The sequence below is a fragment of the Bacillus tuaregi genome (assembly GCF_900104575.1).
Classification (GTDB): Bacteria; Bacillota; Bacilli; order Bacillales; family Cytobacillaceae; genus Bacillus_BD; species Bacillus_BD tuaregi.
In genome coordinates this window covers 2378132-2398779 of record NZ_LT629731.1, presented here as the reverse complement: position 1 = coordinate 2398779, position 20648 = coordinate 2378132, and the positions used below count along the sequence as shown (strand labels likewise).

The 20648-nt window shown below is 41.2% G+C and carries 16 protein-coding genes; 14 read left to right on the top strand and 2 right to left on the bottom strand.

The features are described from left to right. Positions 1 to 22 precede the first annotated feature (22 nt). Positions 23 to 1663 (top strand): catalase, encoded by a 1641-nt coding sequence (locus tag BQ5321_RS13755; RefSeq protein WP_071395018.1) that lies wholly within the window; start codon positions 23 to 25, stop codon positions 1661 to 1663. Positions 1664 to 1786: 123 nt separating this feature from the next. Next, positions 1787 to 3379 carry an amidohydrolase gene (locus BQ5321_RS13750; RefSeq protein WP_071395017.1) on the top strand — a complete coding sequence of 531 codons (1593 nt, stop codon included), beginning with the start codon at positions 1787 to 1789 and terminating at the stop codon, positions 3377 to 3379. Positions 3380 to 3489: 110 nt separating this feature from the next. On the opposite strand, the gene BQ5321_RS13745 is transcribed toward BQ5321_RS13750, so the two are convergent. Continuing rightward, a complete protein-coding gene (locus BQ5321_RS13745) occupies positions 3490 to 5319 on the bottom strand; it encodes a helix-turn-helix domain-containing protein (protein WP_071395016.1) in 1830 nt (609 codons plus the stop codon). Positions 5320 to 5620: 301 nt separating this feature from the next. Between BQ5321_RS13745 and BQ5321_RS13740 the strand changes: the two genes are divergently transcribed. The 9 genes from BQ5321_RS13740 to BQ5321_RS13700 all read left to right on the top strand — a co-directional run bounded on the left by BQ5321_RS13740 (position 5621) and on the right by BQ5321_RS13700 (position 15331). Next, the gene (locus tag BQ5321_RS13740) at positions 5621 to 6760 is read left to right on the top strand and encodes an acyl-CoA dehydrogenase (protein ID WP_071395015.1); all 1140 of its coding nucleotides are present in this window, start codon (positions 5621 to 5623) and stop codon (positions 6758 to 6760) included. 44 nt (positions 6761 to 6804) lie between these two features. Next, positions 6805 to 8775 (top strand): acetate--CoA ligase, encoded by a 1971-nt coding sequence (locus tag BQ5321_RS13735; protein ID WP_071395014.1) that lies wholly within the window; start codon positions 6805 to 6807, stop codon positions 8773 to 8775. Between the two features lie 152 nt (positions 8776 to 8927). Next, positions 8928 to 10289, top strand: coding sequence for an acetyl-CoA carboxylase biotin carboxylase subunit (locus BQ5321_RS13730; protein WP_071395013.1), 1362 nt, complete (start codon positions 8928 to 8930; stop codon positions 10287 to 10289). A gap of 11 nt (positions 10290 to 10300) precedes the next feature. Next, complete coding sequence (locus tag BQ5321_RS13725) at positions 10301 to 10513, top strand: acetyl-CoA carboxylase biotin carboxyl carrier protein subunit (protein ID WP_071395012.1); 213 nt, start codon at positions 10301 to 10303, stop codon at positions 10511 to 10513. A gap of 33 nt (positions 10514 to 10546) precedes the next feature. Continuing rightward, positions 10547 to 11473 carry a hydroxymethylglutaryl-CoA lyase gene (locus BQ5321_RS13720; RefSeq protein ID WP_071395011.1) on the top strand — a complete coding sequence of 309 codons (927 nt, stop codon included), beginning with the start codon at positions 10547 to 10549 and terminating at the stop codon, positions 11471 to 11473. 13 nt (positions 11474 to 11486) lie between these two features. Further along, complete coding sequence (locus BQ5321_RS13715; protein WP_071395010.1) at positions 11487 to 12269, top strand: enoyl-CoA hydratase; 783 nt, start codon at positions 11487 to 11489, stop codon at positions 12267 to 12269. Positions 12270 to 12308: 39 nt separating this feature from the next. Next, positions 12309 to 13841: an acyl-CoA carboxylase subunit beta gene (locus tag BQ5321_RS13710; RefSeq protein ID WP_187143790.1), complete on the top strand. Its 1533-nt coding sequence runs from the start codon at positions 12309 to 12311 to the stop codon at positions 13839 to 13841. Positions 13842 to 13906: 65 nt separating this feature from the next. Next, positions 13907 to 14593: a CoA transferase subunit A gene (locus BQ5321_RS13705; protein WP_234978472.1), complete on the top strand. Its 687-nt coding sequence runs from the start codon at positions 13907 to 13909 to the stop codon at positions 14591 to 14593. A gap of 90 nt (positions 14594 to 14683) precedes the next feature. Then, a complete protein-coding gene (locus BQ5321_RS13700) occupies positions 14684 to 15331 on the top strand; it encodes a 3-oxoacid CoA-transferase subunit B (protein ID WP_071395007.1) in 648 nt (215 codons plus the stop codon). 102 nt (positions 15332 to 15433) lie between these two features. Here BQ5321_RS13700 and BQ5321_RS13695 read toward each other — a convergent pair whose 3' ends face one another. Beyond that, entirely contained in the window at positions 15434 to 16252 is an 819-nt protein-coding gene (locus BQ5321_RS13695; protein ID WP_071395006.1) for a hypothetical protein, read from the bottom strand. A 199-nt stretch (positions 16253 to 16451) separates the two neighbouring features. On the opposite strand from BQ5321_RS13695, the gene BQ5321_RS13690 reads away from it, so the two are divergent. From BQ5321_RS13690 to BQ5321_RS13680, 3 genes are read left to right on the top strand one after another with little or no spacing between them, the layout of a single operon-like run. After that, positions 16452 to 17444, top strand: coding sequence for a sugar-binding protein (locus tag BQ5321_RS13690; protein WP_071395005.1), 993 nt, complete (start codon positions 16452 to 16454; stop codon positions 17442 to 17444). Beyond that, entirely contained in the window at positions 17441 to 18883 is a 1443-nt protein-coding gene (locus BQ5321_RS13685; RefSeq protein ID WP_084786802.1) for a sensor histidine kinase, read from the top strand. Before BQ5321_RS13690 ends, BQ5321_RS13685 begins: the two co-directional genes overlap by 4 nt. Next, positions 18880 to 20445 carry a response regulator transcription factor gene (locus tag BQ5321_RS13680; protein WP_071395004.1) on the top strand — a complete coding sequence of 522 codons (1566 nt, stop codon included), beginning with the start codon at positions 18880 to 18882 and terminating at the stop codon, positions 20443 to 20445. The genes BQ5321_RS13685 and BQ5321_RS13680 overlap by 4 nt, the downstream gene beginning before the upstream one ends. Positions 20446 to 20648: the final 203 nt, after the last annotated feature.

Below are 20648 nucleotides of genomic sequence, written 5' to 3'. Positions count from 1 at the left end.
AATATCGAGGGGGTTTTATTATTTGGCAGAGAACAAAGATAGGAATGAACAGGAAGTAAAGCGTGAGACGTTGACCACACGTCAGGGGCATCCAGTATCTGATAATCAAAATATTCGGACCATCGGTGACCGAGGTCCAGCAACACTAGAGAATTACCATTTCATTGAAAAAATATCCCATTTTGACCGTGAAGAAATTCCGGAGCGTGTTGTACATGCACGAGGAACAGGAGCCTTCGGATATTTTGAAACCTATGGAAAAGTGGGCAATGAACCGGTAGAAAAATATACTCGGGCAAAGGTATTTTCAGGGGCTGGGAAACGGACTCCTCTAATGGTGCGATTCTCTACTGTTGCTGGAGCAAAGGACTCACCAGAAACGGCACGAGATCCGCGCGGCTTTGCGGTGAAAATGTATACGGAAGATGGAAACTGGGATTTGGTTGGGAACAACCTGAAGATTTTCTTTATCCGCGATGCGATGAAGTTTCCAGATATGATTCACGCTTTTAAAGCCGACCCGGCTTCGAATGTTTCCCATCCACAGAGGATGTTTGATTTTGTATCCCGAACACCTGAAGCAACACATATGATTACTTTTCTTTTTTCACCATGGGGAATTCCCGCCACCTACCGCCATATGCAGGGCTCAGGAGTCAATACCTATAAATGGGTGAATGCCAAGGGCGAGGCAGTGCTGGTGAAATACCACTGGGAGCCGAAACAAGGCATTCGTAATTTAACCCAGGAAGAGGCGGACAGGATTCAAGCAAAGAACGTTGGTCATGCGACACAGGATTTATATGAAGCGATTGAGTGCGGGGATTATCCGGAATGGGAGCTTTTTGTTCAGATTATGGAGGATGATTATCATCCGGAGCTCGATTTTGATCCGCTTGATGACACAAAGCTTTGGCCAGAGGAAAAATTCCCTTGGCTGCCAGTAGGACGAATGGTGCTCGACCGCAATCCAGCTGATTTCCACGCAGAAATTGAGCAGGCTGCCTTCGGGACAGGTGTGCTTGTTGATGGTATGGATTTTTCAGATGATAAAATGCTTCAGGGTCGAACCTTTTCATACTCCGATACACAGCGCTATCGCATCGGTGCAAACTATTTACAGCTTCCTGTCAATGCACCGAAAACGGAAGTCCGCACAAATCAGCGACGCGGCCAAATGGATATTCGTGACCCGAAAGAGTCTGGGGAAGATCCACATATTAATTATGAACCATCCATGCTTGGCGGCCTTCAGGAGGCGAACACAGAAGGGCGGGCGCCGCATCAACCAATGTATAATGCGGCGGCAATGAGCGCACCGATTGATCGCCCGAACAACTACGGACAGGCTGGTCACACTTATCGCAGCTTCGAGGACTGGGAGCGCAATGAATTGATTAAGAATCTTTCCGATGCCCTAGCAATCTGTGATAAACGAATTCAAGATGCCATGATTGAACACTTTACACAAGCAGATGAAGATTATGGTCGTCGTGTCAAAGAAGGTATTGAAAAGAAAATGAAAGAGCTACAAGGGATGGAGCAGGAAAACAAGGTACCAGGTCGCGAATCAGGTCAATCGAAATACGGCCAAGGTTCCATTGCAGCGAACGAAGCCACAAAGGATGCAGTTAAGAAAAGCCATGAAGCTGATCCCTATTAACGAAAAACTCGTCATAATTTTTGACGAGTTTTTTCTATGTTTTTATTAAGGAAAGGTTTTGTGCATTTGAACTCGAATATCATATGATAATCGTATCAAAATACAACGGAAAGGAAGCTTTGGATGAAACAGCTATGGTATGGCGGTAAGATTTATACAATGGAAAGGGAGTATGAAGTCGTTGAAGCGGTGCTTCTAGAAAAGGATAAAATTATTGCTGTCGGGACGTTTGACGAGCTTCACTTACAAGCAGATGAACTGATTAACCTAGAAGGTGCAGCCATGTATCCAGGCTTCGTGGACAGTCACCTTCACATGATTTTTCAAGGGGAAAAGCTGCTTCGCCTTGACTTGAGAAAGGCCAAATCGGCTGAAGAACTGCTTAAGCTCGTTAAAGCAGCGGCAGAAACAGCTCCTACAAATGCTTGGCTTTTTGGTGAAGGATGGAATGAAAATCTTTTCTCTGATCAAAGAATTCCAACGGTAGAAGAGCTTGATGCGATAAGAGAAGAGCCGATACTTTTAACAAGAGTTTGCCACCACGTGATCTTAGGGAATACAGCCGCGCTAAATGCTGGCGGGATTTATGAAGATAGCCATGCACCGGCAGGCGGAAAAATCGGAAGAGATAGAGAAGGGAATTTAAACGGTCTTTTATATGACCAAGCGATGACAGCCGTAACTGAGGCAGTTCCAAAGAAAGGGGAAGCCTATATTGATTCATTAACAGAGGCCTTACATATTGCGATTGATGATATGCTTGCGAAAGGATTAACAGGCGGACATACAGAGGACATGAACTACTTTGGGGAATATACAATTCCATTAACGGCCTTTTATCGTGTAGTGGGTGAAAAACAACATTTTAGAGTGTCATTGCTGCGCCATCATGCTGTTTTCGAGGAAATGCAGGAAGCGAATCCTGCCTATGTCGATGGCTTTATTGAACCTGGTGCAATGAAAATCTTTGTTGATGGTGCTTTAGGTGGTTCGACTGCTGCTCTATCAAGGCCATATGATGATCAACCAAACAACAGCGGTCTGCTTATTCATACAGAGGAAGAAGTGGAGAACCTAGTGAAAATAGCACGGAAGCATCATGAAGCTGTAGCGGTTCATATCATTGGTGATGCAGGAGCAGAACAAATCCTAAATGTGATTGAAAAAAATCCGCCAACTAAGGGCAAAAGAGATCGTCTGATTCATTGCTGTGTGTTAAGGCAGGATTTAGTAGAACGTATAGAAAAACTACCGGTTGTATTAGATATTCAACCAGCCTTTGTTCCGTCGGATTTCCCATGGGTCATCCAACGTCTTGGTAGCAAGCGGCTCGACTGGGCTTATTCGTGGAAAAAATTGTTGGACCGGGGAATTATGTGTGCAGCAGGAACGGATGCTCCTATAGAAGACATCGACCCCTTAGCCACTATTTATGCTGCTGTAGAACGTAAGAAACCCAATCAAGACCATAATGGATACTTACCAGGTGAAAAACTCTCCCGTTTCGAGGCCATCCAGCTTTATACACTTGGAAGTGCCCAAGCTATTCATAAAGAGCATGAGCGGGGACTGATTAAACCAGGCTATGAGGCTGATTTCTCTATTTTTGATCGTGATTTATTCGAAGGTTCCTCAGAAGCTATTCTAGAAGCAAAAGTGTTGAAAACCGTTGTGGCAGGACGAATCGTCTATGATCGTTCCAAGCCAGTTGGGTGAAAATAGGTTCTCCAAACTAAGTATTATCACTAATGACGAAACAAAAAGTACAAGCTAATGGCTGCCTCATTAGAATAAAGGCAGCCTAAAAGTATATAATAGACTTATTTTTAGCCCCTATTTTTTTGTAGAGCTTTTTTATCCTTAATATACTGATAGATCTTGACTGCTAGATGAATATTAAATAATGGTTGACTATCATTTAAATCCGTTACTAGAATTTCCTCCATCCGTTTTAAACGATAGTTTAAGGTATTCGTGTGAATATGTAAGAAATCAGCGGTTTTTTTGATGTTCTTGTTTTGCTCTAAATAAGCAACCAGTGTACTCAATAATTCTCCTTTTCGAGATTTTTCATATTCAATAAGGGGACCTAATACCTCCATTATAAAATCGATTAATTCCTCCTGTGAATTTTGCAAAATAAATCTTTGAACTCCAAGATCTGTATAGCTTAGAACTCTTTGATCAAACTCATAATTTTTGAGAAAAGTTATGCACTTTGTCGCTTCTACAAATGACTCATGGACAAAGGTAAGCCCCTGCTTCATTCTTCCAATCCCAATCGAGACAACTATCTCGCTATATTTACTTCTACTTTTCTGCTGTAATTTGGTAGCAAGCTCCTTTATTTCTGCATTCATATTGGATGAAGAAACTTTGGAAGACCAGGATAGAAGAGCTGTAATTTGGTTTTCATCCCTTACTGTTGTAACCTGGAGGTTTTTTTCGAGTAGTATCATATTTGCCATATGGAGTAAATTCTTGATCATGTGATCATCAAGGAACTTTTGCTCGTTTCCTTTGTCTTCAAAATGAATAATAAGGGAGACGTAGTTCCAGTTAGGGTCAAAATGTAAATGTTTTGCTTTCTGAATCAGTACTTCATCCATTTGACCTGAGAAGAGCTTTGTTACGAATTCTCCTCTTAATCGCTGCTGTGTTTCCAAAACTGCTTCCTCTTTTACCAGTTCAAGTGAAATAACGGTACAAGCATGTTCAAGAGCGGAGATATCTACCTTGCTCATTTTTTGCCTAGAGAGAATAACGAGCCCGCCTAAGGCTTTTTGCTTAGAGCCAAGCGGCAATACAACTAATTGGAATGGATCATCCTTTAAGGTTATTTCCGTAACGGTATGTGAGTTTTCTAATGATGGAATCATTTGTTTTGCGTATTTTTTCATATATTCGACTATTTCAATTGAAATCGAAGAATGGCAGGCAGAAGCCTTAAGCTCTCCTATTTCATCAAAAAGAAGCATTTGCTGTCCCATTTTTTTATGTATAAAATTCAGAATGGATTGAATTCCTTCGCCGTTTACGACAAGATTTGCCAAGTTCCTATGTATTTCGATTGAATGGGAAAGCTTTTGGACCATTTTTTCCTTTTCAAAATATAGACTCGATTTTTCCACCGCAATCGCGGCCTGGTGGCCAATGGCTTCCAATAGATTAATATCCTCCTGCTTAAACTGTAGGGAATGCTCGAAGGAGTCCAATGTAATCACGCCAATACATTTTCCATTTTGTAAAATAGGTGAAGAGATGACAGAGGTAAAGTGAAAACTACTTGGAATAGAACGTTCCAATAAATCTCTGTTATCGGGTGTTAATGTGGTCAGTGCTTGTTTCACTTCTTCTTCATTCCGAAAAAAGAGACAATGTCTTTCCGAAAAGGCCATCCCTGTCATAGATTCACCGCTAACTAACTTAATTTGCCGAAAAATATGTGGATAAAATAATCCTTGTGCTGATTTTGCAATGAGTCGGTCCTGGCTTTCGTCAAATACCCATATCGAACCTCCTCCTGCAGCTTCAACAACAGAAATCGCTTCATTAATGATCGAATCGAAAATAGTATCAATATCTAATTTCGAATTAATGACGTTAGACATATGGATTAAGGACTCCAATTGCCGACGAGTTAATGTATCCTGCATCTTTCCACATCCTTTCTCTATGCAATCCATTCAATTACAATTAAATCCCCTTTGCGTTTTTGTGTAAAAAGCACAAAAAAATTGTCAGAATATTCATTTAATTACATATGGTTTAGAAATAAATGTTGCTGTATTCTAATTATAAGAAAATTTTGAATATATTGGAAGGGAGCTATGCAAAGAAAACATAGTGGAAATATCACGATTGTTGCAAGATATAGGGTTATGATGAGGGATTTTGTTGAAAGGAATTTTTTTATGAAGTAAACAAGGAGTCTATTCAGAAGGGTGTTGGAAATTCATGAATTTCGATTTAACGAAAGAACAAGAAATGATACGCAAGTTAATCAGGGATTTTTCTAATGAAGAGGTTGCTCCTGGAGCGGATGAACGCGATCAAACAGGAGAATTCCCAACCGAAATCTTCTCAAAATTATCTGAGTTAGGAATCATGGGTCTTCCTTTCTCCGAAGAATACGGTGGAGCTGATGCTGATACAATCAGCTTTGCTATTGTCGTTGAAGAACTTAGCCGTGTTTGTGCATCCACAGGTATTACATATTCAGCCCATATTTCATTAGGGGGCGCACCGCTTCATTTATTTGGTACTCATGAGCAAAAAGAGACATACTTAACACCGATTTGTACTGGAGAGTCCTTCGGAGCATTTGGGTTGACTGAGCAGAATGCAGGCTCAGATGCCAGCGGTACCCAAACAACGGCCGTAGAGGATGGTGACGAATGGGTTATTAACGGCTCGAAATGCTTTATTACGAATGCTAGCTTTGCAAAGCACCTTGCCGTAACAGCGGTAACAGACCGCTCAAAAGGAATCAATGGAATCAGCGCCTTTATTGTTCCTACAGATGCTCCAGGATTTACAGTCATAAACAACTACGAAAAAATGGGGCTGCATGCTTCTAATACTACAGAGCTTATTTTAGAGAATGTCAGAGTTCCGAAAGAAAATCTGCTAGGAACAGAAGGGAATGGCTACAAGCAATTTTTAGCTACGCTTGATGGCGGCAGAATTGGAATTGGGGCCATGGCTGTAGGTATTGCACAAGGAGCTTATGAAAAAGCGCTTCAATATGCAAAGGAAAGAAAACAGTTTGGCAAGAGCTTATCGAACTTCCAGGCCATCCAATTTAAATTAGCTGATATGGCTATGAATATCGAATTAGCCCGGAATATGGTATACAAAGCAGCCTGGTTAAAGGATCAAGGAAGAGCCTTTAAAACGGAAGCAGCCTTTGCGAAATTATTTGCTTCAGAAATCTGCATGCGTGCATGTGATCAAGCCGTTCAAATTCACGGCGGATACGGTTATATGAAGGAATACCAAGTAGAGCGATTCTTCCGTGATGCAAAGCTGTTGGAAATTGGAGAAGGAACATCAGAGGTTCAACGAATGGTCATTGCTAAGCAAATTGGTTGTTAAACATTAATATACAATTGAAATTAAAAGGTTAAAGGAGCGAATACATGGATATTAGTGGAATTTTACAAGTAGTTTCAAATAGCAAGCTTATTTTTCCGGAAGAAGAAAAAGTGCGTTCAACCTCCATTGGAAGCAGCGAGGCCTTTCAAGAACTACTGAAGCTTTCCCAAGAAGATCCTGCTACCTTTTGGGATCGTGCTGCCCGTGAACTAGTTTGGTATGAGCCATGGAAGGAAACGATTAGTGGACAGCTCCCAGATTTTCGTTTCTTTTCCGGCGGCATTAGTAACCCGAGTGTCAATTTGCTTGATCGACATGTTGAAAATGGGGCAGGAAACCGAACCGCTCTCATATGGGAGGGTGAAAACGGGGACAGCAAATTCTACACCTATCAGATGCTTCTTGCAGAAGTAAGCCGTTTTGCGAATGTTCTTAGATCCTTTGGTGTGAAGAAAGGTGATTGTGTCGCTATTTACCTTCCCAATCTGGCCGAAGCCTTTATTGCCGTACTAGCTTGTTTCCGAATTGGTGCTGTCTATAATACGATTTTCTCGGGCTATTCCGAAAAATCATTGACAGACCGACTCATCAATTTCGAGCCAAAGGTCCTGGTCACTGCGGATGCAACAGAACGCAGAGGAAAAGTGATTCATTTAAAAGAAAAGGTCGATGTGGTTGTTCCGTCGATTCCTTCTATTGAAGCGGTCATTGTTGTAGACCGATTAAGTACAGAGGTTCAGATGAAGGAGGGCCGGGATTACTGGTGGCATGAAGAGACCAGCGCGGCAAGTATCGTATGTGAGCCTGAGCGAATGGAAGCCAATGAAAGCGGCATTGTGTTCTATACAAGTGGAACGACTGGCAAACCAAAGGGTGTTGTTCATTCCGGGATGGCGTTTGTCACGCAAAATTACACCTATGCTAAGTATCATATGGATCACCATCAGGACGATGTTTTCTGGTGTACTGCTGATATCGGATGGTTAACGATGCATATTTGGGGCATAACCGGTGCCTTAGCAAATGGTGTTACAACGGTTGTCTTTGAAGGCGCAGTTGATTACCCAACAAAGGATCGCTTCTATCAAATCATTGAAAAATACAGAGTGAATAAACTGTTTACAGCCCCAACCGCTTTAAGAATGTTAAAAAGTATGGGAGAAAAGACATTAGAGAAATTTGATATATCCTGCCTCGATGTCATTTCCCTTGTTGGTGAACCTTTCGATCCTGAAACCTGGCACTGGACATACGAAGTACTTGGAAAAAAGAAAATATATATCAATAATACTTGGGGACAAACCGAAACCGCTGGATCACCGATTGCTGGAGCCGCTTGGCTAACCCCTATGAAACCAGGTTCCTCAGGTACTCCGTTTTTAGGTGCAGTTATGGATATAGTGGATGAAGAAGGTCATTCCGTTAAACCAGGTAGGTTAGGAAATCTTGTGATTAGAAAACCATTTCCTATGCTTTGCCGGACACTTTGGAAAGAACCCGAACGATACTACGCATCCTACTTTAGCCAAGTGGATGGTTGCTATTATGCCAGTGACCTGGCTTTACTAGATGAAGATGGTTATTTATGGGTGGTCGGCCGGTCGGATGATGCCTTTAATGTGGCTGGACACCGTTTAAGCACCATGGAGATGGAAAGCGCTGCACTAGAAATTGAGGGCGTTTCTGAAACAGCCATCATAGGAATTCCTGACGAAATTAAAGGAGAGGTTCCCCTAGTATTTGTTCGACTCGCTGATGGCTATGAAGAAACAGAAGAGATAAAACAGCGAATCAGTAATCAGATTATTCAGCAAATAGGTAAAATTGCCGCTCCAAAATCGGTTATTGTAACTGATATGCTGCCGAAAACAGTTAGTGGAAAAATCATGCGTCGTTTGCTAAAAGAAATTGTTGTTTCTGGAAAGGTACAAGGCGACATTACAGGATTAGAAGATCCGACTACAGTTGTACAAATTCAAAAAATACTCGCTGAAAAAGCATCTGTAAATCGTTAGAACTAGTAGATCCAGTCATTTGTCAGAAGATGTAGGCAAATGACTGGTTCCAGAAAAGGAATAATCAGAAGGAATTGAATAGGATGTTACATAACGACTCAAAGGCAGGAAAGATTGAATCAATCTAATAACTTGTGAAAGGGTGAAAAGGCGTGTTCAAAAAAGTATTAATTGCTAATCGTGGGGAAATTGCTGTTCGTGTCATTCGTACATGCAAGGCCTTAGGGATATCTACCATTGGAGTATACTCAGAAGCTGATGTGGATGCTCCACATGTAAAACTGGCAGATGAGGTCCATTTAATCGGAGGTCCACGCGTAGCAGAAAGCTATTTGAATATCGATAAAATACTAGAGGTTGCAAAGTTAACCAATGCGGAAGCCATTCACCCGGGATATGGCTTGCTTTCTGAGAATGCCGAATTTGCTCGCCGTTGTACGGAAGCAGGTCTTGTCTTTATCGGTCCTTCTCCAGAGGTGATGTCGAAAATGGGAAGTAAAATCGAATCACGTAAGGTGATGGAGGAAGCAGGCGTACCTGTTGTTCCAGGTATTACCTACCCGCTCGCAGATGTAGAAGAAGCGGTAGAAGTGGCGGATCGCATCGGTTATCCAGTTATGCTGAAAGCCTCCGCTGGGGGTGGTGGTATTGGCATGCAGGTCGCCCAAAACGGGGATGAAATCCGTAAAGCATTCGCAGGGAACCAAAAGCGGGCTACAGACTTCTTTGGCGATGGAGCGATGTATATAGAGAAATTTGTTGCTAATCCAAGGCATATTGAGATTCAAATTCTAGCAGATAGTCAGGGAAATACCGTTTACCTTTGGGAGCGTGAATGTTCTATCCAGCGTCGTCATCAAAAGGTCGTCGAGGAAGCTCCTTCCTCTTTTATTACCGAGCAAACTAGAGCCAGGATGGGAGAGGCCGCAGTAAAGGCTGCAAAATCTATAGGTTATCAAAATGCGGGAACCATCGAGTTTTTAGTCGATGAAGAGCAAAATTTCTATTTTCTTGAAATGAATACCCGCTTGCAGGTGGAGCATCCGGTTACAGAAGAAATAACAGGTTTGGACTTAGTCGAACAGCAATTGCATATTGCTGCGGGTGAAGCGCTGACCTTTTCTCAAGAGAAGATAAAACGTGAGGGCCATGCCATTGAGGTAAGAATTTATGCAGAGGATCCTAAAACCTTTTTCCCTTCTCCCGGAAAAATAACCAAATTAGAGCTGCCGAACGGACCTGGAGTTCGACATGAATTAGCCATACACGGTCAATCCGCCGTCACTCCTTTCTATGATCCCATGATTGCAAAGCTTGTTGTCAAGGGCAGCAATCGTGATGAAGCCATCAATCGACTGCAAGCAGCATTAGCTGATTATCAGATTGAAGGGATTAAAACAAATATCCCCATGCTTCAAGAGGTTATCGCACATTCGGCATTCTATTCAGGCGATACGACCACAGATTTTGTGAACAAGTATATACAATCGAAAAACATAAAAAAAGTGAAATAGGAGGAATAATCATGAATGAAGTATACGCAAGTATGGCAGGAAATGTATGGAAGGTACTAGTAAAAGTAGGGGACCAGATAGAAGAGGGTCAGGATGTAGCGATTCTAGAATCGATGAAAATGGAAATTCCCATTGCCGCTGAATTCGACGGAACGATAAAAGAAGTAAAAGTAAACGAAGGCGACTTTGTCAATGAAGGCGACCTCATTATTGTAGCTGAATAAGAGCATGGAAAAAGTTAGAAAGGAGATGGAGAAATGAAGTGGCCTGAAAAGGTAACGATTAAAGAGGTTGGTCCTCGTGATGGATTGCAAAACGAAAAGGCATATATTTCAACAGAAGATAAAATTGCTTGGATTAACCAATTGTCAGAAACAGGATTAAAGCATATTGAAATTACCTCATTTGTTCATCCTAAATGGATTCCTGCACTTTCAGATGCAGATGCCGTAGCTTGTGGCATTAGAAGAAAGCCAGGTGTCACCTATACAGCACTCGTTCCAAACCATCAAGGTTTGGAACGAGCATTAAAGGCTGACATAGATGAAGCTGCTGTATTTATGTCAGCAAGCGAAACACATAATCGAAAAAACATCAATAAAACGATTAACGAGACTTTCCCCATTTTACAAGATTTGGTTAGAGAAACGGTTTCAGCAGGAAAATCAAGTAGAGGCTATATTTCAACCGTGTTTGGCTGCCCGTATGAAGGGAATGTGGATATCGAGCAAGTGATTCGGGTTTCTGAAACCTTATTCGAAATGGGGATTTCAGAGCTATCGCTCGGGGATACAATCGGTGTCGCCAATCCACCGCAGGTCCAAGAAGTACTGGACGTTTTATTAAAAAGATTTCCTGCTGATAAACTTGCCATGCATTTTCATGATACACGGGGAACAGCTTTGGCCAATATCTTAGTATCGTTAGAAATGGGAATCACTATTTTTGATTCTTCCCTTGGCGGCTTAGGCGGCTGCCCCTATGCCCCTGGAGCATCCGGAAATGTAGCAACAAACGATTTACTTTATATGCTACTTGGAATGGGAACTGAAACAGGTGTTGACCAGCATAAGCTATTTCAAGCATCCCAATTCATTCAGGAAAGGCTAGGTAAAGCGTTACCTAGTAGAACTTTTCAGGTCGAATGCTCGCAGCAGGAAGGAAAGCTTGGGAATATCGTGTAAGGAAGGTGAAAACATGAGTAAAACGATTGTAGTTAATAGGATGGAAAACGGAATTGTGATGATTACATTAAATAGACCGGAAGCAGCGAATGCCTTGTCCGTACAGATGCTAGAGGAATTGCATGATGCTATTCTTACATGTAAATATGATCGATCAGCTCGCTGTATTGTGATTACAGGGGCAGGGGAGAAAGCTTTTTGTGCTGGAGCTGATTTAAAAGAACGAGCTGGCATGGGTCCCGTTCAAGTGAGGAAGACAGTCTCTTTGATTCGCGAAAATATTAACGCCTTAGAATCATTGCCTCTACCGGTCATAGCGGCTGTGAATGGGGTTGCCTTTGGAGGAGGAACGGAGCTTGCGCTTGCTTGTGATATCCGTATTGCCTCTAAAACGGCAAAGCTTGGTCTGACGGAAACATCACTGGGAATTATTCCAGGTGCAGGTGGAACACAGCGTTTACCAAGATTAGTAGGAAAGGGTCGTGCAAAAGAGCTGATTTTCACGGCTAGACGAATTGATGCAATGGAAGCGCTTGAAATTGGATTAGTAGAGTATTCGGTCCCTTTTGCAAGCTTACAAGATAAAGTATTAGAAGTAGCAGGACAAATCGCTCGGAACGGCCCGATTGCCGTGGCACAAGCGAAGTTTGCCATTGAAAAAGGCTTTGATGTTGATCTAAACACCGGTCTTGCGATTGAGCAAAATGCCTATGAGGTCACTATTCCAACAAAGGATCGTTTGGAAGGATTACAGGCCTTCAAGGAGAAGCGTACCCCAAACTTCATTGGAGAATAATACGAGAGTAATAGAGGAGGAAATAGTATGACAGTCAATATGCAGCCATTACAGCGCACACTTCAGGATAGAGTTGAAGAAATTAAAAAGGGCGGCGCTCCCAAATATCATGAGAAAAATCAGGAGCAGGGGAAATTATTTGTCCGTGAACGTTTATCCTTATTATTCGATCCTGGCTTTGAATTGGAGGATGCTCTGTTTGCCAATTGCATGGCAGGTGACCTTCCTGCAGACGGTGTCGTGACAGGAATGGGAAAAATAAATGGTCAGCTGGTCTGTGTCATGGCCAATGATTCCACCATTAAAGCCGGTTCTTGGGGGGCACGGACAGTAGAGAAAATCATTCGTATTCAAGAAACAGCTGAAAAACTCCGGGTGCCATTATTATATCTGGTAGATTCAGCAGGAGCACGGATAACCGATCAGGTCGAAATGTTCCCGGGGCGTCGTGGTGCAGGAAGAATTTTTTACAATCAAGTGAAGCTCTCAGGTAAAATCCCTCAAATCTGCCTTTTATTTGGACCATCTGCCGCGGGCGGAGCCTATATTCCAGCTTTTTGCGATATTGTCATTATGGTTGACAAGAATGCGTCGATGTACCTTGGTTCACCGCGAATGGCTGAAATGGTCATTGGTGAACAGGTTAGCTTAGAGGAAATGGGCGGAGCTCGTATGCATTGCTCTGTTTCAGGCTGCGGTGATGTACTTGCGAAAAATGAAGAGGACGCCATTTCACTGGCTAGAAACTATCTATCTTATTTTCCGGCAAATTTCTCCGAGAAGCCGCCAGTTCGCGAGGCAGTGGCTCCTAAGCAATTGAAGAAATCCTTAGAGGAACTGATTCCGGCCAATCAGAATTCACCCTTTAATATGCAGGATTTAATAAATGAGATTATTGATGAAGGCTCCTTCTTTGAAATCAAAAAGCTTTTTGCTGCCGAGCTGATTACAGGGCTTGCCCGTATAGATGGGAAACCTGTCGGAATCATTGCCAATCAGCCGCGTATGAAGGGTGGAGTCTTATTCCATGATTCAGCTGATAAGGCGGCAAAATTCATTAATCTATGTGATGCCTACCATATTCCTCTATTATTCCTGGTTGATGTTCCAGGGTTTATGATCGGCACAAAGGTAGAAAGGGCAGGAATCATTCGCCATGGTGCGAAAATGATTTCAGCGATGGCTGAAGCAAGTGTTCCAAAGATTTCTGTTATTGTCCGAAAAGCCTATGGTGCCGGTCTTTATGCAATGGCTGGTCCTGCATTTGAACCCGATGCTTGTCTTGCTTTGCCTTCTGCCCAAATTGCTGTGATGGGACCAGAGGCAGCCGTTAACGCTGTTTATGCGAATAAAATTGCTGGACTTCCTGAAGAAGAGCGTGCCGCCTTTATTGAACAAAAGCGTGAGGAGTATAAAGAGGACATTGATTTATACCGTTTAGCTTCTGAAATGGTGATTGATGGAATTATTCCAGCAAACTCATTACGTGAAGAGCTTACAAAACGTTTTGAGGCGTATTCTTCCAAATACCTTATTTTCTCAGAACGAAAACACCCAGTTTATCCGGTCTAATCGTTGATATCAAACGTGTAGACAACTAATCTACTATGGAGGCGGAGCCTGTGAAGAATGGAAAAATGGTCAACTCCTTCGCGGAGGCAATTCAAGATATTACGGACGGGGCAACCATTATTGTCGGTGGCTTCGGACTGTCTGGTATTCCAGAGAAAGCGATTTTTGCTTTAAGAGATCAAGGAACGAAGGATCTAACCATCGTTAGTAATAACTGCGGTGTTGATGATTGGGGACTTGGTTTGCTGCTCGCGAATAAGCAAATTAAGAAAATGATTTCATCGTATGTCGGTGAGAATAAAATCTTTGAAAAGCAGTATTTAAGTGGGGAGCTTGAGGTTGAGCTTGTCCCTCAAGGAACTCTTGCTGAACGGATTCGTGCCGGCGGCGCTGGAATACCTGGTTTCTATACAGCTACTGGAGTCGGAACACCGATTGCAGAAGGAAAAGAGCACAAGGAGTTCAATGGAAGAACCTATTTGTTAGAAGAGGGAATTGTCGGCGATTTCGCACTTGTGAAAGCTTGGAAGGCCGATCCGCTTGGAAATCTTATTTTCCGAAAAACATCACGAAACTTTAATCCATTGGCGGCTACGGCTGGCAAAATTACGATTGCCGAAGTAGAGGAAATCGTAGGAGTAGGAGAGCTAGATCCTGATGAAATTCATACACCTGGAATCTACGTTCAACGTGTTCTCCTCGGAACAAACTATGAAAAGCGGATTGAAAGAAGAACGGTTGTAAAAGCATAAAAGGTCACAACGTATTCTATTAGAGCAGTCTTTACCTTCTTATACAGATGTGTATGGATTCAAAATTACGAGAGAAAAGGAGTGAGTAGCTTGAAGGATGCACGATCAATCATTGTAACACGTGCGGTTCAAGAAATTCAGGATGGCATGAACGTCAATTTAGGTATTGGGATTCCTACCCTTATTGCCAATGAAATTCCAAGCGAATATAATGTCCTACTTCAATCAGAAAATGGCTTATTGGGCATTGGTCCCTATCCGGTTGAAGGATTAGAAGACCCCGATCTAATCAATGCCGGTAAAGAAACGGTAACAGCTGTAGCTGGTGCTTCTTTCTTCGACAGTGCTGAATCCTTTGCCATGATTCGCGGCGGTCATATTGACCTTGCCATCTTAGGCGGAATGGAGGTCTCTCAAACAGGTGATCTGGCAAATTGGATGATTCCAGGGAAGATGGTCAAAGGAATGGGCGGTGCCATGGACTTAGTAAACGGAGCCAAACGTGTGGTTGTCATCATGGACCATGTGAACAAGCACGGGGAATCAAAGGTCAAAAAAGAGTGCACACTTCCCCTTACTGGAAAACAAGTAGTCCACCGGTTAATTACAGATTTGGCTGTATTTGATTTCACTCCAGAAGGAATGATTCTTGTGGAAACCCAAGAGGGAGTTACAGTCGAGGAAGTAACTGAAAAAACCGAAGCTGTCTTTAAAATTGGCAGACAATATATTATATAGTGAGCAAGCAAGGACGTTTTAATGAGTAAGGGAAAGAGCAGAATAGGGCTCTTTCCCTTTTTCAATACCATAACCCACCCTTATTATTCATGGCTGCATAGACTAATTAGCTGTCCAAAAGGTAATGAGCCAAACAAACAGGGCCAATCCGCTAACACCCAAATCAGCAAAATGTAGGCCGATTATTTTCTCCTCATTTTGTTTAAGCTGGCGGATACCAAAGAAATCACTATTATGAATGATAAAAATAAAGGCAGTGGCAAATACAGCTGCCGCTAACGTAATCATCCCTAACGGAAAGCTCCAACCATACATACTATCTCCATTATCTAAATGATTCAAAATCATTTCATGATGATTGGCATACAAGAAAGAAATGATAATGAGAATAAATAGAATAATTGGAAGATGGAACGGATGTTTTCGGTAATCTACTACTGCTAGAAAAGCCTTCACTTTACGGCTTCTTTTTTCAATGTAGGCCTCATCCTCTTCTTCATTATCCCTCATGATAAAGATAAAGGACCAAATAATTCCTGCAATCAATAACAATAATTCAATGAAAAAAAGCTCTGTACTAAGGATGCCCAGGATGGTAGCCACCACAAACAGATTCCCCAGCTTCCTTCTATTTTTCCATAATTGATTGATATATGTACGATAATCCTTTTCTCGTTTCGAAGGATCATATTCATCATTTGAACGTTTCCCATTCCGCCACACAAAAAACGAAGAGATAAAAGTTAAAATGACTCCTATTGAGAAGTATTCAAGCCTTTCCGTTGGATAGGGCGTATAAGGATGATAGGTATAGAAAATCCTTAATCCTTCTACTACAGTTAACGTGATACCAAGAATAAATAGATAGGGAGAAAGCTTAAAAATGGTTATCACCTCTTTCCCATTAAAATTCTCTTTCATAGCATAAAATAACTCCTTTTCAACACTCTATTATAGATGAATATAAGGATAGATAAAGCACTATTTTTTGCTTTATCCAATAAGCGAAAATATTGATATACTAGAAAAGTGAATGACGAATAGGTTTACCTTTACTCTTTAAGTAAATCGATTTTCAATAGTATTTTGATATGATTATTATTTTATTTTGGAGGGCAGTATGAATCGAACATCCATTATCTATAGTTTCTTAATCTTGTCATTTTTGACGATGATCAGTTTTTCATTTTATTACTATCAAAAAGCCAAGGCATATGATCAGAAGGTGGAAGAGAGGGTTGTGTCTGAAACAGCACTCCCGACCTATCATTTAGCCCTTATTGGTGAGGAAATGAATCATGAATATTGGCGGTTGGTCGGGGAGGGTGCTAAGAAGACGGAGTCAGAATATGACGTGATTGTAGAATTTGAGAGTCCAAAGCGTTCCAATCCAGAGGAACAGCTAAAGCTCTTCGATATGGCGATTAAATCAAAGGTAGATGGGATTATTGTGCAGGCACTTAACGACAAGTTTATTCCATTTATCAATAAGGCAGTAGATGAAGGTATACCGGTGATTACAATTGATACGGATATAAAGGGAAGCCTGCGACATGCTTATATAGGCACCGATAATTATAAAGCCGGACAATTAGCGGGAGAAGCATTAGTGAAGGATACAGGAGGGAAAGCTACGGTTGGAATTATTACGGGTAGCCTAAGTAATACCCATCATCAGCAGCGTGTTGAAGGCTTCATAGATGTGGTCAAACAGTACGAAGGAATTAAAATTGTAGCGATTGAAGAATCAAACATTACAAGGGTTGACACTGAGGAAAAAGCATATGAAATGTTAATAGAGCATGAGAATATAACGGCCTTCTATGGAACAAGTTCTTATAATGGTATTGGAATTGTGGCAGCAGCAAAATCTTTGAAGAGACAGGATGATTTGTATGTCATTACCTTCGATAACATCGATGAGAATCTTCAATTACTTGAAACAGGTGAGATTAATGCTATTGTCGAACAGTTGCCATATGAGATGGGTCAAAAAAGTGTGGAAGTGATGATGGACATCCTTGATAACAGAGGGGTTCAAGACGTCTATCATACGGATTTATCGATTATTCGAAGATCAGATCTCCCTATTCAAGGGGGAAGCTCCACATGATCAAAATTCGCACGAAGCTGCTTATTTATTTTGCTACCATATTATTATTAATTTTGGTTTTATTTTTTGTTAATGAAAAAAGTAACCAAAAGGTCATAGCGCTTAATGATGAGAATGTAGAACATTTATTTCTTTTAAATGAAATCACGCAAAAAACGAATGAAACCTTTCAATCACTGCAAATTTATGTTTATGAACCTTTACCTGCAAACCTAGCTGCTTTTCAACAGGATAAAAAAAAGCTTCTCGAGCTTAAGAAAAAGTTTACTGAGAACGAGAAACCAGGAATTCATAAAGAAAATTACCTCCATATGATGATAAGCTTCCTGGAGCAAGCGAATCAAACAGTCGAGGAAGTAAGGAGACACGATATTCAGAAATATTCGCTAACATTGCATGAAGCAGAGATAACATCAGGATATATTCATGAAGAAACACTTGCTTTAATTAATAACGAACTGACAAGCTATCAAGAGTTATCATTACTAATGGATGGGAAAATTCAAAATACGCAAAAGATGGGGACGGCTATTCTATTTTCCATTATTCTTCTAAGCATCCTATTTGCCCTTTGGTTTTCGAATGGCATTACAAGAACGATTCGCCGTCTGACGTTGGCGGCACAAGAGATTTCAACAGGTCGATATACTGGGGTGGATGTGGTTGTTTCAAGGAAGGATGAGCTTTGGTTCTTAACGAAGACCTTTAATGAAATGAAAAAGAATATTTTAGAATCTGTTAGTGAAATCGAAGAAAAGGCAAGAATGGCTCAGTTATTAAAGGAAATGGAGTTAAAAAGCCTGCAAAATCAGATCAATCCCCACTTCCTTTTTAATACGTTAAATACCATTTCAAAAATATCCTATATTGAAGGTGCGGAACGGACGAGTGATTTGATTTCCTCTGTTTCGGCCTTGCTGCGATATAATATCGGCCAGCTTGATCGACAGACTCTGTTGAAGGATGAAGTAAAAATTGTTAAGGAATATTTTTTCATTCAAAAAACACGCTTTGGTGATCGAGTTGAGTTTATTGAAAACATTGATTCTAACTGTCTTTCAACACCACTTCCCTGTCTGACGCTTCAGCCGATCATTGAGAATGCCTTTATCCATGGGATTGAAGCGATGGATGAAGGAGCAAAGATTGAATTACACATTTATCAAGATCAGGATAGAGTGTGTATTGATGTAAAGGACAATGGCGTCGGAATGGACCAAGAAACAATCGATCGATTACTTGGTAAAAGGAAGAAGGATGTGTTGTCGTTATCCCAAAATAGCTCAGGCCATTCGACGGGAATAGGAATGAAGAACGTCATGGAACGCCTTAAATTATTTGACAAGGACAGTCGGTTTGACATTTCGTCAACGGTTGGAAAAGGAACAAAGGTGAGTATTCAATTAACAAAAATAGAGGGAAAGGGAGAACCTATGTGATAACAGTTATGCTGGTAGACGATGAACCCTTTGAAAGAGAAGGTCTTAAGCTTATGCTTAACAGAAATCGTTCTAATTTTGAGGTCATTGCGGAGGCTCGAAATGGTAATCAGGCTGTGGAATTAGCGTTAGCCAATGAGCCAGACCTCATTTTTATGGATATAAAAATGCCGGGAATGGATGGATTAGAAGCAGTTGGTAAGATCCTTCCAATGCTTCCGAACACAAAGGTGATTATGGTTTCAGCTTTTGATACGTTTGAGTACGCTCGTGAAGCGATGAAATATGGAATTAAAGAGTATTTGCTAAAACCAAGCAAGGTATCTGAGGTTCTAGAAGCCTTTGACCGTATGGTAGGGGAAATCGAAAGCGAAAAACAGACAATCACGGATCGAAAAGAAATCAATCATCGGCTTGAGAGGGCTAGCTCGGTGATTGAGATGGAATTCATTGTTTCTCTCATTATGGACCATGTTCATGAATTTAAGCAGGAGGACTGGGATGAATGGATAGATATTGAACATAAAAATGGTTTTGTAGCTGTTTTTTCATTTACATCAAATCGGTTGCAGCCTGAACGCGAGGAAAAAAATCACTGGTATCGAACACTAAAACAGGCTTTACAGCAGCAACCTTTTGATTGTCTGATGGGACCACTAACAGGGTTCCAGGTTCCTGTACTTGTATTATTAGCTGAGGATTCAGTGACGGATGATGATTTAAGACAGAGATTTGCACGCAACATGATCCACCAGGTTCAACATCATGCAGATTTCCGACTCTCTGCAGGAGTCGGGAGTGTCCAATCGGACATCAATCGTTTTTCTGACTCTTATATGGAAGCGATTCTTGCGCTAGAGCTTGTTCACAGTCATCCAAGTGCAACCTATCTAGTCTACAATGAACGCTTGAAGGAAAAGCGAAAGGAGCTCGTTCCATTAGAGGTTGAAAAAGAATTAATTGAGAGCGTTAAGAAGGGTGATATCCAAAAAGCTCTGCAATTGTTTGAAGCCTATTTTCAGTCCATTCAACAGGCTGCTGACTACCAGGTTCGGCTCCTTCACAAGGGGTTGGAGGATTTCTTTGTTGTCTTAAATCGCTCCATTAATGAGCTTGGCTATGATGGAGAATTACAGGTTGTTTTAGGAAAATTTGATACAGTGATGCAAATGAAAGAATCAGCGAAAGCACATCTGCTGTATCTTACCGAACGTTTAAGTGATTGGCGAGCAAACGGTATAGGTACGCTCTTGCTACAAGCTAAGGAATATATTGATAAAAATTACGATAAATCGATTTCGCTTGAAGAGGTTGCAGAGCAGATTGGGATTAGCTCCTACTATTTAAGTAAGCTTTTTAAAGAAAAATTCCAGGTCACCTTTAGCGATTACTTGAAAAACATTCGGATGGAAAAAGCAAAGGAGTTTTTGTTAGATGGAACAATGGCCTTAAAGGAAATCGCATTGAATATTGGCTATAAAGATCCTAATTATTTTAGCAGAGCTTTTAAGAAACAAACCGGGATGAGCCCACGAGAATACCGATCTCAATTTCATAAATAATCAAACCGAAAGGATTAGAGAAGCGATAATATTCTTTAGTCCTTTTTGCTGTCATCTTACAGCAACGTAAAAGTAAATAACAAGAAAGTCTAGATATTAACAAGATAGTGAAGATGAAAGGGCTACCAAGAATGCGCTTTCGTGATAATCTTAATTTGTATTGATAAGGCTTTCATATAGAGAGTCAGTTAATAAAATAACTT